At 60.2% G+C, this 16587-nt stretch carries 15 protein-coding genes; 5 read left to right on the top strand and 10 right to left on the bottom strand.

What is annotated here, in order from left to right; all coding sequences use genetic code 11:
- Positions 1–82: 82 nt before the first annotated feature.
- The 6 genes from tauC to BK665_RS02485 form a co-directional block, all read right to left on the bottom strand.
- Positions 83–916 (bottom strand): taurine ABC transporter permease TauC, encoded by an 834-nt coding sequence (gene tauC / locus BK665_RS02510; RefSeq protein WP_123402692.1) that lies wholly within the window; start codon positions 914–916, stop codon positions 83–85.
- The gene (gene tauB, locus BK665_RS02505) at positions 913–1707 is read right to left on the bottom strand and encodes a taurine ABC transporter ATP-binding subunit (RefSeq protein ID WP_123402691.1); all 795 of its coding nucleotides are present in this window, start codon (positions 1705–1707) and stop codon (positions 913–915) included. Before tauB ends, tauC begins: the two co-directional genes overlap by 4 nt.
- Before the next feature lie 15 nt (positions 1708–1722).
- The gene (tauA, locus tag BK665_RS02500) at positions 1723–2700 is read right to left on the bottom strand and encodes a taurine ABC transporter substrate-binding protein (RefSeq protein ID WP_123402690.1); all 978 of its coding nucleotides are present in this window, start codon (positions 2698–2700) and stop codon (positions 1723–1725) included.
- A gap of 278 nt (positions 2701–2978) precedes the next feature.
- The gene (gene gshA, locus BK665_RS02495) at positions 2979–4562 is read right to left on the bottom strand and encodes a glutamate--cysteine ligase (RefSeq protein ID WP_123402689.1); all 1584 of its coding nucleotides are present in this window, start codon (positions 4560–4562) and stop codon (positions 2979–2981) included.
- 258 nt (positions 4563–4820) lie between these two features.
- Positions 4821–5204: a PaaI family thioesterase gene (locus tag BK665_RS02490; RefSeq protein WP_123402688.1), complete on the bottom strand. Its 384-nt coding sequence runs from the start codon at positions 5202–5204 to the stop codon at positions 4821–4823.
- On the bottom strand, positions 5204–7528 hold the full coding sequence (locus BK665_RS02485) for a Tex family protein (protein WP_123402687.1): 2325 nt from the start codon (positions 7526–7528) through the stop codon (positions 5204–5206). The genes BK665_RS02490 and BK665_RS02485 overlap by 1 nt, the downstream gene beginning before the upstream one ends.
- A gap of 361 nt (positions 7529–7889) precedes the next feature.
- Between BK665_RS02485 and ompR the strand changes: the two genes are divergently transcribed.
- Entirely contained in the window at positions 7890–8630 is a 741-nt protein-coding gene (ompR, locus tag BK665_RS02480; RefSeq protein ID WP_123402686.1) for an osmolarity response regulator transcription factor OmpR, read from the top strand.
- Between the two features lie 102 nt (positions 8631–8732).
- Positions 8733–10046, top strand: coding sequence for an ATP-binding protein (locus BK665_RS02475; protein WP_123402685.1), 1314 nt, complete (start codon positions 8733–8735; stop codon positions 10044–10046).
- A 163-nt stretch (positions 10047–10209) separates the two neighbouring features.
- Here BK665_RS02475 and rimK read toward each other — a convergent pair whose 3' ends face one another.
- From rimK to rimA, 3 genes are read right to left on the bottom strand one after another with little or no spacing between them, the layout of a single operon-like run.
- Entirely contained in the window at positions 10210–11115 is a 906-nt protein-coding gene (gene rimK / locus BK665_RS02470; protein WP_054047778.1) for a 30S ribosomal protein S6--L-glutamate ligase, read from the bottom strand.
- Entirely contained in the window at positions 11112–11591 is a 480-nt protein-coding gene (rimB, locus tag BK665_RS02465; RefSeq protein WP_054047776.1) for a retropepsin-like aspartic endopeptidase RimB, read from the bottom strand. The genes rimK and rimB overlap by 4 nt, the downstream gene beginning before the upstream one ends.
- 16 nt (positions 11592–11607) lie before the next feature.
- Positions 11608–12387 carry a S6 modification regulatory phosphodiesterase RimA gene (rimA, locus tag BK665_RS02460; protein WP_123402684.1) on the bottom strand — a complete coding sequence of 260 codons (780 nt, stop codon included), beginning with the start codon at positions 12385–12387 and terminating at the stop codon, positions 11608–11610.
- A 116-nt stretch (positions 12388–12503) separates the two neighbouring features.
- Here rimA and BK665_RS02455 point away from each other — a divergent pair, with 116 nt between their 5' ends.
- A complete protein-coding gene (locus BK665_RS02455; protein ID WP_123402683.1) occupies positions 12504–12911 on the top strand; it encodes an Hsp15 family ribosome-associated heat shock protein in 408 nt (135 codons plus the stop codon).
- Between the two features lie 115 nt (positions 12912–13026).
- Here BK665_RS02455 and BK665_RS02450 read toward each other — a convergent pair whose 3' ends face one another.
- Positions 13027–13827: a phosphatase PAP2 family protein gene (locus BK665_RS02450; protein WP_123402682.1), complete on the bottom strand. Its 801-nt coding sequence runs from the start codon at positions 13825–13827 to the stop codon at positions 13027–13029.
- A 103-nt stretch (positions 13828–13930) separates the two neighbouring features.
- Here BK665_RS02450 and hslO point away from each other — a divergent pair, with 103 nt between their 5' ends.
- Both hslO and BK665_RS02440 read left to right on the top strand, forming a co-directional pair.
- Positions 13931–14833: an Hsp33 family molecular chaperone HslO gene (gene hslO, locus BK665_RS02445; RefSeq protein WP_123402681.1), complete on the top strand. Its 903-nt coding sequence runs from the start codon at positions 13931–13933 to the stop codon at positions 14831–14833.
- A 182-nt stretch (positions 14834–15015) separates the two neighbouring features.
- Positions 15016–16557, top strand: coding sequence for a phosphoenolpyruvate carboxykinase (locus BK665_RS02440; RefSeq protein ID WP_123402680.1), 1542 nt, complete (start codon positions 15016–15018; stop codon positions 16555–16557).
- The last annotated feature ends 30 nt before the right edge of the window (positions 16558–16587 follow it).

Genomic DNA, 16587 nt, shown 5'->3' with positions numbered 1-16587 from the left:
TCGCGAATACGGTGTGTCAGGCAACATGGCTGCGACTGATGTACCGCTTTCGCGAGCAAGCCCGCTCCCACATGAATGATTTTTAGTGGGCCTGGCCGTGCCACGGCACCAGTTTGCGTTGCAGGGCGCGCAAGCCCATTTCCATGGCAAAGGCGATCAGGGCGATCACCAGAATCCCCAGCACCACCACATCGGTGACCAGGAACTGCGCCGCCGACTGCACCATGAAACCCAAACCGCTGGTAGCGGCGATCAGTTCGGCAGCGACCAGCGTCGACCAACCCACGCCCAAACCAATCCGCACCCCGGTCAAGATATCCGGCAGCGCGCTCGGCAGAATCACATGCCGAATCAACTGCGCCCGGGTCGCGCCCAAGGACTGTGCGGCGCGCAATTTGGCCGGGTCGACCGTGCGCACGCCAGTAGCCGTGGCGATGGCAATCGGGGCGAAGATCGCCAGGTAGATCAACAAGACTTTCGACAACTCACCGATGCCGCACCAGATCACGATCAGTGGCAGGTAAGCCAGCGGTGGAATCGGGCGGTAGAACTCGATCAGCGGATCGAGAATCCCGCGAGCGATGCGGTTGTGGCCGATGGCAATCCCGACCGGCACGGCGGTCAACACCGCGAAACCAAGACCGAGGCCGATGCGTTTGAGGCTCGCACCCAAGTGCTGCCACAAGGTCGAATCCATATAGCCGGTAGTCGCCAGCAGCCAGCCTTTTTGCAGCACGGCGGACGGCGGTGGCAGGAACAGCGGTTCGATCATGCCGGTGGCGGTGACGGCCCACCAGATGAACACCAGAGCGACCAGCGTCAGCACGCTGATCCAGCGGGTGCTCACACTGCGCCGCACCGGAATCACCGTCGAACCGGGTTTAACCGTCACGGCCGGAATTTCATAGCTGCTCATGCGCGCTCCTGCCGCGTGGCGGCGCTGCGTTGGGAGAACACTTTGGCGAGGACGTGTTCGCGGGTTTCGATAAAGCGCGGGTCGGATTTGATCGCCCGTGCCGACTCACCGGCGGCGTAACGCTGACCGAAGTCCAGGCTCAGGCGCTCGACGATTTGCCCAGGATTCGGTGCCAACAGAATCAAGTCAGTGGCGAGGAACACCGCTTCTTCGATGTCGTGGGTGATCAGGAACACCGGTTTGGCGGTGCGCTGCCAGACTTGCAGCAACAGCTCTTGCATCTGTTCGCGGGTGAAGGCATCGAGGGCGCCGAAGGGTTCGTCCATCAGCAACACACGTGGATCAGCGGCGAGGGCGCGGGCGAGGCCGACACGTTGCTTCTGGCCGCCCGAGAGCTGCCAGATGCGACGGTTTTCGAAACCGGAAAGGTCCACCAGCGCGAGCATTTCCCGGGCGCGGATCTCGCGTTTGTCTTTGGAAACACCTGCCAGTTCCAGACCGAATCCAACGTTGGCCAGCACGTCCTGCCAGGGCAGCAGCGCATCGTCCTGAAACACCACGCCACGTTCGGCGCTCGGGCCTTTGACCGGCACGCCATCGAGGGTGATGCGCCCGGCGCTGGGTTCGACGAAACCGGCGATCAGGTTCAACAGCGAAGTCTTGCCACTGCCGGACGGGCCGAGGGCCACCAGCAATTGCTGGGGCCCCAGGCTCAAGGAAATATCCGCCAGCACCGGTTCCGGACTGCCGGGGTACTGTGCGCTGATGCGCTCCAGCTGTAGCAAAGCCATCGCGGTTAACTCCGATCAGTTGGTGATGTATTTAGAGCTGACGTACGGGGCGTAATCCGGCAGCACGGCCTCGACTTTGCCTTGTTCCTTCAGGAACGCGGCGGTGTCGGTGATGGCTTTGGTGGTCGGTGCGCCGAGGGTGATCACTTGATCAGCCGCCAACGGGTAGACGTTGCCTTGCAGCAGCAATGGAATGTCGGTGGCTTTGGCCCCGGACAGCTTCACCAGTTTGTCGACGTTGGATTGGTTGGCGAGCCAGGCTTTCGGATCCTTGCGGTAGTCGGCGTAGGCGTCGAGGGTCACTTTGGCGAATGCGGTGACGATTTCCGGGTGCTTCTCGGCGAAGTCTTTACGCACGATCCAGGCATCGAAGGTCGGTGCGCCGAACTTGGCCAGCTCGCCGGAGGTGATCAGCACTTTGCCGTTTTCCTTGGCTACACCGAGTGCCGGGTCCCAAACGTAAGTGGCGTCGATATCACCGCGTTTCCAAGCGGCGACGATGGCCGGCGGCGCGAGGTTGAGGATGGTGACTTTCGATGGATCGATGTTCCAGTGCTTCAGCGCGGCCAGCAGGCTGTAGTGACCGGTGGACACGAACGGCACGGCGATTTTCTTGCCGATCAGGTCCTGCGGGGTCTTGATCCCGGAACCGTCGCGAGCGACCAGCGCTTCAGCGGCGCCGATCTGGGTGGCGATCAGGAACGTTTCGACCGGGACTTTGCGGGTGATTGCGGCCGTCAGAGGGCTGGAACCGAGGTAGCCAATCTGCACGTCGCCGGAAGCGATGGCGGCGATGATGTCGGCACCGTTGTCGAATTTGCGCCAGTCGATCTTGGCGTTGGTGGCTTTTTCGTACGCGCCGTCGGCCTGGGCGACTTTGGCCGGGTCGACGGTGGTCTGGTAGGCGACGGTGACGTCAGCCGCCTGGGCAAAGAAACTCGCCGCAGCCAAAGACGCGGCCGCCAGGAGGCGAAGAGGGAAATTCAGTTTCATTGGAGAAGCTCCTTGTCAGGCGACCGAGGATCGGCGTGAAAGGAGACTAAATGATATAAGAATCCGAAAATAAATAACTTTTTCGAATGAGCTTATGAGCGGAAAATTCTAAGCACTTCACCAGATCGTTCCCACGCTCTGCGTGGGAATGCAGCCCGTGACGCTCCGCGTCACTGGACGCGGAGCGTCCCTTGAGGCATTCCCACGCAGAGCGTGGGAACGATCAAGACACCGCCTTCGCGAGCAAGCCCGCTCCCACAGGGAACCTGCTTTGCAGGTTAGTTACTAATCGCCAGAATGCTCGCCTGATACGACCCGACAAACACATCGAAATCGCCGACTTCGTTCTGCTCCAGTTCCGCCTGTTCGGCCAGCGAGGAACGCGCCCGCGCTTCAAACTTCGCCTGTTCCTCAACGCTCAACGGCTCACTGCGGAAGTACTCCGCGTGTACACGGCTCTGGCGCAGGGAGAACTGGGCAAAGCTTTCCTTATGCTCGGCCATCGCCGCCAATACTTGGGCGGACGGGGTGCGGGACGGATCCTTGACCTTCTCCAACTGCACGTCCAGCGCCTTGCTGTGGGCATCGCCGCCATGGCTTTGATCCAGCAACGCCGCCAGCGGAGCAATCTTCTCCAGCAATTCGGTGGCCCATTCCTTCAGGTCCACCGGTTGACCGTCGCGCTGCAATTGCAGGCCCGGACGGCGACCTTCCTTGACCACGCTGAGGAAGTTGGTGGTCGCGTTGTTGCAGGTGTTGGCGGCCAGCAGCGGGCTGTCGTTCAGCGCGCAGTACAGCAGGAACGCGTCGAGGAACCGCGATTCCGTCAGGTCGATGCCCATCGGCAGGAACGGGTTGATGTCCAGGCAGCGTACTTCAACGTACTGGATGCCACGGGCCACCAGCGCCTGGATCGGCCGCTCGCCGGTGTAGGTCACGCGTTTCGGGCGGATGTTGGAGTAGTACTCGTTTTCGATCTGCAGGATGTTGGTGTTGAGCTGAACCCACTCACCGTCCTTGTGCGTACCGACTTCCACGTATGGCGCGTAAGGCGTGGCCACCGCTTTGCGCAGGCTGTCGGTGTAGCTGACCAAATCGTTGTAGCACGGCGTCAGGCCGGCCTGGGCGTTGCTCTGGTAACCGAGGTCGCTCATGCGCAGGCTGGTGGCGTACGGCAGGTATAAGGTGTCCGGATCAAGTTGTTCCAACTGGTGCGAACGACCGCGCAGGAAACCGGCATCCAGCGCAGGAGAAGCACCGAACAGGTACATCAGCAGCCAACTGTAGCGACGGAAGTTGCGGATCAGCGCAATGTAGGCCGACGACTGATAATCGCGGTCGGTGCCAACAAAGCCTTCGGCTTCCTTGAGCAGCGGCCAGAGCTGTTCCGGCAGGGAAAAGTTGTAGTGAATCCCGGCGATGCACTGCATGGTCTTGCCGTAGCGCAGGGCCAGGCCCTTGCGGTAGACGTACTTGAGCTGACCGATGTTGGACGTGCCGTAATAGGCGATCGGGATGTCTTCCTCGGCCGGCAATGGACACGGCATCGATGGACTCCACAGAAACTCGTTGCCGAGCTTGCTGTAGGCAAAACGGTGAATGCTGTCCAGACTCGCCAGGGTGTCTGCCGGGTCGGGCAGGGCGGGCGTGATGAACTCCAGCAGCGATTCGGAATAATCGGTGGTGATTTGTTCGTTGGTCAGCGCGGAACCCAATTCTTCCGGGTGCGGCGTTTGCGCCAGGCGACCTTCGCCGGTCACGCGCAGGCATTCACGTTCGATGCCGTGAAGGCACTGTTCGAGCAGAGAGAGGTTAGCGCGCTCGCCGAGCAGAGCCAGGCGGCGGTTGAGAAGTTCGCTCAAGTTGGATTCCTTCACGCGTCAGTCGCCCCAATATGGGGGTGGGCAAGACGGTCTACAAGGGTGAAGTTAAAACTGGCGTTTTCGCCTGGTTTTGGAACGAGCCGCAATCAATGTGGGAGCGGGCTTGCTCGCGAAGAGGGAGTGTCAGTCAACACATGAATTGCCTGATACACCGCCTTCGCGAGCAAGCCCGCTCCCACAGGGAATTTCGGCGCTACGGTCACAGCGCTGAAATTAACTCAAAATGATGGCTTTCATCTACAGGACAGCGAACGTGCCTTGCGCTTTTGCGACCAGTTTGTCGCCCTGCATCACGTCGGCTTCGACCACCAGCGTGCGACGGCCCGGATGAATCACCCGCGCCGTGCACATCACTTCGCCCTCGGATACGGCGCGAATGTAGTTGATCTTGCATTCGATGGTCGCGCTCTGCTGGTCAAAGCCGTGGGTGCTGGAGCAGGCCAGCCCCATGGCAATGTCCACCAGACTGAACAACGCCCCGCCGTGCAGCTTGCCGCCGCGATTGCGCAGTTCTGGCTCAAGTGCCAGGGCGACTTGCGCCACCCCGGTTTCCAGGCTGTGCAAGCGACAGCCCAGCAGCTTGAAAAAAGCGCTTTCGGTCAGGCCGGCGGGGATCTCCATTAGCGTTTCTTCAACTGCTTGGCGTTGGCGAACAGCGAAGCCATGGCGTTGTTGGCCGGGGCCGCTGCCGTGGTTTCCTTGCGCGGTGCGTTGTTCTGGGATTGGCGCGGGGCCGAACCCGGACGTGCACCACGGGCACCGTCGATTTTCTCGCCCGGGGTGTCGCTCATGCGCATCGACAGGCCGACGCGTTTGCGCGGGATATCGACTTCCATGACCTTCACTTTCACCACATCACCGGCCTTCACCGCTTCCCGTGGATCCTTGATGAACTTCTCCGAAAGCGCAGAGATGTGCACCAAACCGTCCTGATGCACGCCGATATCGACGAACGCGCCGAAGTTGGTCACGTTGGTCACCACGCCTTCGAGGATCATCCCCAGTTGCAGGTCCTTAAGGTCTTCGACGCCTTCCTGGAACTCGGCGGTCTTGAACTCGGGACGCGGGTCGCGGCCAGGTTTTTCCAGTTCTTGCAGGATGTCGGTGACCGTTGGCAGACCGAAGGTCTCATCGGTGTACTTCTTCGGATCGAGGCGCTTGAGGAAGCTTGCGTCGCCGATCAACGAGCGGATATCACGGTCGGTTTCAGCGGCAATGCGCTGCACCAGTGGATAGGCTTCCGGGTGAACCGCCGAGGAATCCAGCGGGTTGTCGCCGTTCATCACGCGTAGGAAACCGGCAGCCTGTTCGAAGGTTTTTTCGCCCAGACGCGCGACTTTCTTCAGCGCCGCACGGGTTTTGAACGCGCCGTGCTCGTCGCGGTGGCTGACGATGTTCTGTGCCAGGGTCGCATTGAGGCCGGAGATGCGGGCCAGCAGCGCCACGGAAGCGGTGTTCACGTCCACGCCCACGGCGTTTACGCAGTCTTCGACCACCGCGTCCAGGCCGCGCGCCAGTTTCAGCTGCGACACGTCGTGCTGGTACTGGCCGACACCGATGGATTTCGGGTCGATCTTCACCAACTCCGCCAGCGGATCCTGCAAGCGCCGAGCAATCGACACCGCGCCACGGATCGACACGTCCAGATCCGGGAATTCCTTGGAAGCCAGTTCCGACGCCGAGTAAACCGATGCACCGGCCTCGGACACCATGACTTTGGTCATCTTCATCGCTGGGTATTTTTTGATCAGCTCAGCAGCCAGTTTGTCGGTTTCACGGCTGGCGGTGCCGTTGCCGATGGCGATCAGGTCCACGGAGTGCTTGGCGCACAGGGCGGCGAGGATCGCGATGGTCTGGTCCCACTTGTTGTGCGGCACGTGCGGGTAAACCGTGGCGTGATCCAGCAGCTTGCCGGTGGAATCGACCACGGCGACCTTGCAACCGGTGCGCAGGCCCGGGTCGAGGCCCAGGGTGGCGCGCGGGCCGGCCGGGGCCGACAGCAGCAAGTCGTGCAGGTTGTGCGCGAACACGTTGATCGCTTCGGTCTCGGCGCCGTCGCGCAGTTCGCCCAGCAGATCGGTTTCCAAATGGGTGTAGAGCTTGACCTTCCAGGTCCAGCGCACCACTTCGCCCAGCCATTTGTCGGCGGCGCGGTTCTGGTTCTGGATGCCGAATTGCTGGCCGATCATGCCTTCACACGGGTGCATGGTGCCCGGCAACTCGTCGCCGACTTTCAGCGCCGAGCTCAGAATGCCTTCGTTGCGGCCACGGAAAATCGCCAGCGCGCGGTGCGATGGCATGCTTTTCAGCGGTTCATCGTGTTCGAAATAGTCGCGGAACTTGGCGCCTTCCTCTTCCTTGCCGGCAATCACGCGGGCACTGAGGGTGGCTTCCTGCTTCAAGTAGCTGCGCAGTTTGTCCAGCAGGCCGGCGTCTTCGGCGAAGCGTTCCATCAGGATGTATTTGGCGCCTTCCAGGGCGGCCTTCACATCGGCCACGCCTTTTTCGGCGTCGACGAAGCGTGCGGCTTCGGCTTCTGGCGTCAGGCTTGGGTCGTTGAACAGGCCGTCGGCCAGCTCGCCGAGGCCGGCTTCCAGGGCAATCTGGCCCTTGGTGCGGCGCTTCTGCTTGTACGGCAGGTACAAGTCTTCGAGGCGGGTCTTGGTGTCGGCGAGCTTGATGTCGCGTTCGAGTTGCGGGGTCAGCTTGCCTTGCTCCTGGATACTGGCCAGGATGCTGATGCGCCGTTCGTCGAGTTCTCGCAGGTAGCGCAGGCGTTCTTCCAGATGCCGCAACTGGATGTCATCGAGGCTGCCGGTCACTTCTTTCCGGTAGCGGGCGATGAAGGGAACGGTAGAGCCTTCATCGAGTAGCGCGACGGCCGCTTCGACCTGTTGTGGGCGTACACCGAGTTCCTCGGCGATGCGGCTGTTGATGCTGTCCATAAAACCACCTGACAAATTGTGAAAGCAGGCTCGCAGGCGCAGGGATAAAGGCCCGGCGAGTCTGGTTGAGCGGCCTGGCCTGCGCCGCTGCCTGGGTCAAAAGGCATCCCGTTGACCCGTGAAATCGAACAATTACTGCGCCGGCCGTGAAAATAAAAAGCGGCCACCTACAGTGACGATCAGACGTTGCCTGACACAAAACGCCGCGCATTATAACCAGCGTTCTGTCATTCGGGGGCATTGCACCCTGTAGGCAGAAATACCGGTTTTCTGGCGGTGAAGGAAAAATCTGCTAACAATGCACACGGTGCGTATAACGGCAGCTACGCCATAATGCGCGCCGAGCTAAAAGGAGCATCTAATGAGCAGCACTGCAAACAATGCTGAAGGCGAAAAAATTCTTATTGTTGATGACGATCCAGGGCTGAGCAGCCTGCTGGAACGCTTTTTCGTCAGCAAGGGCTACCGTGCCCGCGCCGTACCGAACACCGAACAGATGGATCGCCTGCTGGCGCGTGAAGTGTTCAACCTGGTCGTCCTCGACCTGATGTTGCCCGGCGAAGACGGCTTGACCGCCTGCCGCCGCCTGCGCGGCGCGAACAACCTGATCCCGATCATCATGCTCACCGCCAAGGGCGATGAGTTGAGCCGGATCAAGGGCCTGGAACTGGGCGCCGACGATTACCTGGCCAAGCCGTTCAACCCGGACGAGCTGATGGCGCGGGTCAAAGCGGTCCTGCGCCGTCAGGCCGCACCCGTGCCGGGCGCACCGGGCAGCGAAGACGAAAGCGTGACTTTCGGTGACTACGAACTGTCCCTGGCCACCCGTGAACTGAAACGCGGCGATGAAGTGCACATGCTCACCACCGGTGAGTTCGCGGTACTCAAGGCCTTGGTCATGAACGCCCGTCAACCGCTGACCCGCGACAAGCTGATGAACCTGGCCCGTGGCCGGGAATGGGATGCCCTGGAACGTTCCATCGACGTGCAGATTTCCCGTCTGCGCCGGATGATCGAGCCCGATCCGTCCAAACCGCGTTACATCCAGACCGTTTGGGGCGTGGGTTACGTGTTCGTTCCGGATGGCGCCGCCACCAAGTGATCGGCGATTTGTAGGAGCGGGTTTGCGGACGACGTTGTCCGCAGACTCGCGATCCGCAATATGCGAGCATCGCTCGCTCCTGCAAGTGTGTAGCGGTTATCCATGAAAACCCCCGTTTGGTTCCCCCAGAGTTTCTTCTCCCGCACCCTGTGGCTGGTGCTGATCGTCGTCCTGTTTTCCAAAGCGCTGACCCTGGTTTATCTGTTGATGAACGAAGACGTGCTGGTGGACCGTCAATACAGCCACGGCGTCGCCCTGACGCTGCGCGCCTATTGGGCCGCCGACGAAGAAAACCGCGCGAAGATTGCCGATGCAGCGACCTTGATCCGGGTCGTCGGCGCTGGCGTGCCGGAAGGCGAGCAACACTGGCCGTACAGCGAAATCTATCAGCGGCAAATGCAGGCAGAGCTGGGGGCCGACACTGAAGTCCGATTGCGCATGCATTCGCCGCCGGCGCTGTGGGTCAGGGCGCCGAGCCTGGGCGATGGCTGGCTGAAAGTGCCGTTGTACCCGCATCCGTTGCGGGGCCAGAAAATCTGGAACGTACTTGGCTGGTTCCTCGCCATTGGCTTGCTGTCCACTGCTTCGGCGTGGATCTTCGTCAGCCAGCTCAATCAACCGTTGAAACGTCTGGTCTATGCCGCAAGGCAGCTCGGCCAGGGCCGCAGCGTGCGCCTGCCGATCAGCGACACGCCGAGTGAAATGGCCGAGGTTTACCGTGCCTTCAACCAGATGGCCGAAGACGTCGAACAGGCTGGGCGCGAGCGCGAATTGATGCTGGCCGGGGTGTCCCATGACCTGCGCACGCCGCTGACCCGTTTGCGGCTGTCTCTGGAATTGATGGGCGATCACAGCGACCTCAGCGATGACATGGTGCGCGACATCGAAGACATGGACGCGATTCTCGACCAGTTCCTCGCGTTCATTCGCGATGGTCGTGACGAGTCGGTGGAAGAGGTGGACCTGACGGACCTGGTGCGCGAAGTGGCTGCGCCGTACAACCAGAACGAGCAAAAGGTCCAGTTGCGCCTGGAGCCGATCCAGCCGTTTCCGCTACGGCGGGTATCGATGAAACGCTTGCTGAACAACCTGATCGGCAACGCCTTGAACCATGCCGGCAACGGCGTTGAAGTCGCGGCTTATGTGTCCGGAGACACCAGCGCGCCCTATGTGGTGCTGAGCGTGATGGATCGCGGGGCGGGGATTGATCCGTCGGAACTGGAAGCGATCTTCAACCCGTTTACCCGGGGTGATCGGGCACGGGGCGGGAAGGGAACTGGTTTGGGCTTGGCGATCGTGAAGCGGATTGCTTCGATGCATGGCGGGAATGTTGAACTGCGTAACCGGTCCGGGGGTGGGCTTGAGGCTCGGGTGCGGTTGCCGCTGGGGTTGATGTTGCCGCGGGATGCGGTTTAAGAGATCGATAGGGGTGCTGAGAGTCAGGGCCTCTTCGCGAGCAAGCCCGCTCCCACAGTAGATCGTGTGGAACACTGATTTGGTGTTCACCGCAGATCAAATGTGGGAGCGGGCTTGCTCGCGAAGGCGGTCTACCGGCCACCTAAAATTTTAGGTTCTACCCTTAGCCCTTGCCTTTGGTGCGCGTCATATTCGGCCCACCATTTTTCTCCAAATGCTCAATGATGATCCCCGCCACATTCTTCCCTGTGGTGGTTTCAATCCCTTCCAGCCCCGGCGACGAGTTCACTTCCATTACCAGCGGCCCGTGATTGGAACGCAGGATATCCACACCCGCCACCGCCAGCCCCATCACCTTCGCTGCCCGCAACGCAGTCATGCGTTCTTCCGGGGTGATCTTGATCAGGCTGGCGCTGCCGCCGCGATGCAGGTTGGAGCGGAACTCCCCCGGCTTGGCCTGGCGCTTCATCGCCGCGATCACCTTGTCACCGACCACGAAACAGCGAATGTCCGCGCCGCCGGCTTCCTTGATGTATTCCTGGACCATGATGTTCTGCTTCAGGCCCATGAACGCTTCAATCACTGACTCCGCCGCCGTCGCCGTTTCACACAGCACCACGCCGATGCCCTGGGTGCCTTCCAGCACTTTGATCACCAGCGGCGCGCCGTTGACCATATCGATCAGGTCGGGAATGTCATCCGGCGAGTGGGCAAACCCGGTGACCGGCAAACCGATCCCCCGGCGCGAAAGCAATTGCAGCGAACGCAGTTTGTCCCGGGAACGGGCGATGGCCACCGATTCGTTGAGCGGGAACACCCCCATCATTTCGAACTGGCGCAACACCGCGCAGCCATAAAACGTCACCGACGCACCGATCCGCGGGATCACCGCATCGAAACCTTCCAGCGGCTTGCCGCGGTAGTGGATCTGCGGCTTGTGGCTGGCAATGTTCATGTAGGCGCGCAAAGTGTCGATCACCACCATTTCATGGCCACGCTCGATACCGGCTTCGACCAGACGACGGGTGGAATACAGACGCGGGTTCCGCGACAGCACAGCGATCTTCATGCAACACCTGTGGAAGAGGTAGATACCGGGAACACCGGCTTGTCTTGTACATATTTAATCCCCGGATTGACCACCAACTGGCCGTCGATCAGGGCTTTGGAACCGAGTAACAGGCGATAGCGCATGGACTTGCGGCAGGCGAGCGTGAACTCGACCCGCCAGACCCGATCACCGAGGGCCAGGGTGGTGCTGACCACGTAGCGCATCTGCGCGTGGCCATTGGAGCTCTTGATGGTTTTCATCGTCACCAGCGGCGCCTCGCAGCGGCGGTGGCGCAACTGCACCACCGTGCCCAGGTGCGCAGTGAAGCGCACCCATTCCTGCCCATCGCGCTCGAAGGTCTCGATGTCGGTGGCGTGCAGGCTGGAGGTACTGGCGCCGGTATCGATTTTTGCCCGAAGGCCCGCGACTCCCAAATCCGGGAGCGCCACCCACTCGCGCAGACCGACAACGGTCAAATGGTCAAATGTCTTCAATATGAAAAACCAACGATTAACGCTTCCAGGCCTCAGGTGATACCGGAGGCAACGCTTTGAATGCAGGTTTGGCGAACCAGTAACCCTGCATCAGAAATATTCCACAGTCCGCCAGGAAGTCCCGTTCACCGGCGCTCTCAATGCCTTCGGCAATGACTGTAACGTTCAACTCTGCACAGATTGTGACAACCCCCCGAACGATAGCCTGACGAACACGGTCACGATCGACATCGCGGATCAGCGCCATGTCGAGTTTGATCAGGTCCGGTTGGAAATCAGCCAGCAGATTGAGCCCCGAATAACCGGCACCGAAATCGTCGATGGCGGTCTTGAAGCCGAATTCGCGGTATTCACGCAGAATATTGGTCAAATGGCGATAGTTATCTACGTGCTCACTTTCCAGGGTTTCGAAAATCAGTCGGTTGATCGGGAAATTATGTATTTTCGCCGCCTCCAGAGTGCTGCGAATGCATAGCTCTGGACGATAGACGGCGTTGGGCATGAAGTTGATCGACAAGTGTGTCTGCATATTAAGATTGGCCGCGCCTTCGATGGCGCGGGTCCGGCAGAGCTGGTCGAAACGGTAGCGGTTTTCTTCTGTAACCTGATCTAACACGGACAACGCGCCTTCACCGGCCAGGCCGCGGACCAGAGCTTCGTGGGCGAAAATCGATTGGTCCCGCAGGTCGACGATGGGTTGAAAGGCGAAGGCAAAATCGAAACCCAGCGCCTCGCTTTGCTGGCAGCCCTGGCACCCGGCCTTGGGCGAAGTCACTGAAGACGGAAATATAGTCACTCGATCACTCCATGCCGGTGATCCGGCCGAGAGCCCATTCTAGCTGGCGGGCTGGGTTCTTGCGTCCGACGCAATCGGTAGTACAGTTCCGACTATTGGCAGAGAGAGGAATTCAGATGGCGCAAAAACAGGAAGAGGACGACAAGGTCCGTCTCGATAAATGGTTGTGGGCCGCGCGTTTCTACAAAACCCGTGCGCTGGCCAAATCGGCGATCGAGAGTGGCAAGGTGCATTGTCGCGGCGAACGTTGCAAACCGGGCAAGGAGCCACGAATCGGCGATGAGTTTCAGATCCGCGTCGGGTTCGAGGAAAAGACCGTGGTGGTGCAGGCGCTGTCGATAGTGCGCCGTGGCGCGCCAGAAGCGCAGACTCTGTATGCCGAGACCGAAGCGAGCGTCGCCAAGCGCGAAGCTGCGGCAGCGATGCGCAAGGCCGGCTCGTTGGGCGTGAGCACCGATGGCAAGCCGAGCAAGAAACAGCGGCGGGATTTGTTCAAGTTTCGCGGGAGCAGCAACGACGAGTGAGTCAGTGATTTATGTGTTGATTGATCTGACGCCTTCGCGAGCAAGCCCGCTCCCACAGGAGAACGCATTCCAATGTGGGAGCGGGCTTGCTCGCGAATGAGTACACCAAGGTGTATCAGGCGCTACGCACCACACTCATCCGCGAAACCACCGGCAATTTCCCCAGTTGCGCAAACAGCGGTGCCGTCACTTTCAGGAAAAACGCTGAGACGTGGTACGCAAACGGGGTGTAGTAACCCCAGCCCAAGGCCCACACCGCCAGCAGCACGCCGCCGATGTAATCGTCCTGGCCCCAATGGGCGCCGGCCACCAGTCGCGGCATCATGAACAGCAGCGCCAGGCCCCAGATTGTCAGTGTCTGCCCGGTGCTGCGGCTGAACACCGTCATGAACAGTGCCCAAATCAGCAGCACCGAAGCATGGTCGCCGGGGAAGCTCTGGCTTGAGCGATCCTTCAGTTGCCACGTTTTCTCAAGCTCGGGAAAGTAGTCGCTCATGTGCACGGCGCCGCTAATCATCATCGACGGACTGCTGTGCTGCCAGTCCATGTAGTCGGCGAGTTTCGAGAACAGCAGGCGGATAAACAGCAGCAGCAACAGAATCGCCAAAAATCCGAAGAACGCCCGGCGTACATCAATGGCATCAAAAACCCAGTCGCCCTTGATCAGCAGCGTCAGCAAAATCACCCCGACCACCGCATCGAACGGGCGCAGACTTGCAATTGCCCAGATGTGGAGCCATATCGGGTTGCTGGCCAGCGGCGCGTTAAGCAGGTGAAACAGCCACTCGTCGAAAATCACGCACAACATCTGACCGGTGGGCCATAACCAGAATGCCAGCAGCGCCAGAGGCACCACATTGCACAGTACCAACCGGCGGAGGTTCCACCTTGCTTGGAACAAACCCGGATTGTTCATAAAATGCCTCCAATGGCTGAACATTGCGCACCAAATCAGTGCTGCAGAGACGTAATTGTCACTTCTTGTAACTAAATTGTCATCACTTCAGATACCCAGACCTATGACCGATCTACCGGATTCCGACTTCACCCAACGCTTCATCTTCGATGACAGCGACACCCGCGGCGAGCTGGTGGCGTTGGAACGTAGCTATGCCGAAGTACTGGCCAAACACCCCTACCCAGAGCCTGTCGCGCAACTGCTGGGCGAACTGATGGCAGCGGCATCGTTGCTGGTGGGCACCCTTAAATTCGATGGACTGCTGATCCTGCAAGCGCGTTCCGATGGACCGATCCCTTTGCTGATGATCGAGTGCTCCAGCGAGCGCGAAATCCGTGGCCTGGCCCGTTACGAAGCCGACCGGATCGCCCCCGACGCGACCCTCGCCGACCTCATGCCCAATGGCGTGCTGGCGCTGACCGTCGATCCGACCCAGGGCCAGCGTTACCAAGGCATCGTTGACCTCGACGGCGACACCCTGTCCGAGTGCTTCACCAACTATTTCGTCATGTCCCAGCAAGTCGGCACGCGCTTCTGGCTGTACGCCGATGGCCGCCGCGCCCGTGGTCTGTTGCTGCAGCAATTGCCTGCCGACCGTCTGAAAGACGAAGAAGAACGCGCCGCCAGTTGGCAGCACATCACCGCGCTGGGCGGCACCCTGACCGCCGACGAATTGCTGAGCCTGGATAACGAAACCGTGCTCCATCGCCTCTATCACGAAGAGCAGGTGCGCCTGTTTGATGTGCAGAAACTGCGCTTCCGTTGCAGTTGCTCGCGCGAACGTTCTGCCAATGCGCTGGTCAGCTTGGGTCTGGAAGATGCCCAGTCGCTGGTCATCGAACATGGCGGGAATATCGAGATCGATTGCCAGTTTTGTAACCAGCGTTACCTGTTCGATGCCGCCGATATCACTCAATTGTTCGCTGGCGCGGGTGTCGATACGCCGTCAGATACCCGGCACTAAAACGGTTCAGCGCAGGTAAATTCACTGGTTAGCGCCGGAATAACGCCGTTACGACGGGAGGGCCCTACTATTTTTGGGCGTTTCTGGCATAATCCGGCCCACTTTTTGTCGCGGTAGTAGTGCACGACTTTCTACTACAAAACGTTTGGAGCACACTCGGCCACTGGCCGACGGGGAATCTCATGACGCAAGCCAATAACGCCGTGTACACCGATCTGAGTGTTGATGATCTGGTAAAAGAAGCTCTGAGTCGCGGTGAGGGCGAGCTTGCCGATACCGGCGCGCTGGTTGTTCGCACCGGTCACCGCACCGGCCGCTCGCCAGTCGATCGGTTCATCGTTGACGAGCCTTCCACTTCGGCTTCCATCGCCTGGGGCCCGATCAACCGCAAGTTCCCGGCCGACAAGTTTGATGCCCTGTGGGCTCGTGTCGAGGCGTTCAACAATGCGCAAGAGCATTTCGTTTCCCACGTGCATGTAGGTGCGTCCGAAGACCACTACCTGGCCGTGAAGATGACCACCCAGACTGCCTGGCAGAACCTGTTCGGTCGTTGCCTGTTCATCAACCCGGCGCAGTACAACCCGGCTGGTCGTGACGAATGGCAAGTGCTCAACGTGGCCAACTTCGAGTGCGTGCCTGAGCGTGACGGCACCAACTCCGACGGTTGCGTGATCCTCAACTTCGCACAGAAAAAAGTGCTGATCGCCGGCATGCGTTACGCCGGTGAAATGAAGAAAGCCATGTTCTCCGTGCAGAACTTCCTGCTGCCGGCCTCCGACGTGCTGCCAATGCACTGCGCCGCCAACATCGGCGAAGCAGGCGACGTGACCCTGTTCTTCGGTCTGTCCGGCACCGGCAAAACCACCCTGTCCGCTGACGAAAGCCGTTACCTGATCGGTGACGACGAACACGGCTGGGGCGAAGGCGTTGTCTTCAACATCGAAGGCGGCTGCTACGCCAAGTGCATCGACCTGTCCGAGAAGAACGAGCCGGTCATCTGGAAAGCCATCAAGCACGGCGCTGTGCTGGAAAACGTCGTCATCGACGACGCCAAGCACGCCGACTACGCCGATGTCAGCCTGACCCAGAACAGCCGCGCCGCCTACCCGCTGGAACACGTTGCCAAGCGCTCCGAGAAGAACCTCGGCGGCGAGCCCAACGCGGTGATCTTCCTGACCTGCGACCTGACCGGCGTTCTGCCGCCAGTCTCGATCCTCAGCGAAGAACAAGCGGCCTACCACTTCCTGTCCGGCTACACCGCACTGGTGGGCTCGACCGAAATGGGTTCCGGCAGCGGCATCAAATCCACCTTCTCCACCTGCTTCGGCGCACCGTTCTTCCCGCGTCCGGCTGGCGAATACGCAGAACTGCTGATCAAACGCATCCGCGGCTTCGGCTCCAAGGTCTACCTGGTCAACACCGGCTGGACCGGCGGCGGCTACGGCGTCGGCAAACGCTTCAACATCCCGACCACCCGTGGCGTGATTGCAGCGATCCAGAGCGGCGCGCTGATCGGTGCTGAAACCGAACACCTCGACACCATCAACCTGGACGTGCCGTTGGCTGTTCCTGGCGTTGAGACTGGCCTGCTGAACCCGCGTAATACCTGGGCTGACAAGGCTGCTTACGATGAAGCTGCTAAAGCGTTGGCTGGGTTGTTTGTTGAGAACTTCAAGAAGTTTGAAGTGAGTGATGCGATTAAAGCGGCTGGGCCTAAGTTGTAAAATTTGGTTTAGCGAAATGAAAAGGCCGCC

The organism is Pseudomonas frederiksbergensis, from assembly GCF_003732665.1.
In the GTDB taxonomy this organism is placed as follows: Bacteria; Pseudomonadota; Gammaproteobacteria; order Pseudomonadales; family Pseudomonadaceae; genus Aquipseudomonas; species Aquipseudomonas frederiksbergensis_G.
This window is presented reverse-complemented; position numbering and strand designations above follow the sequence as displayed.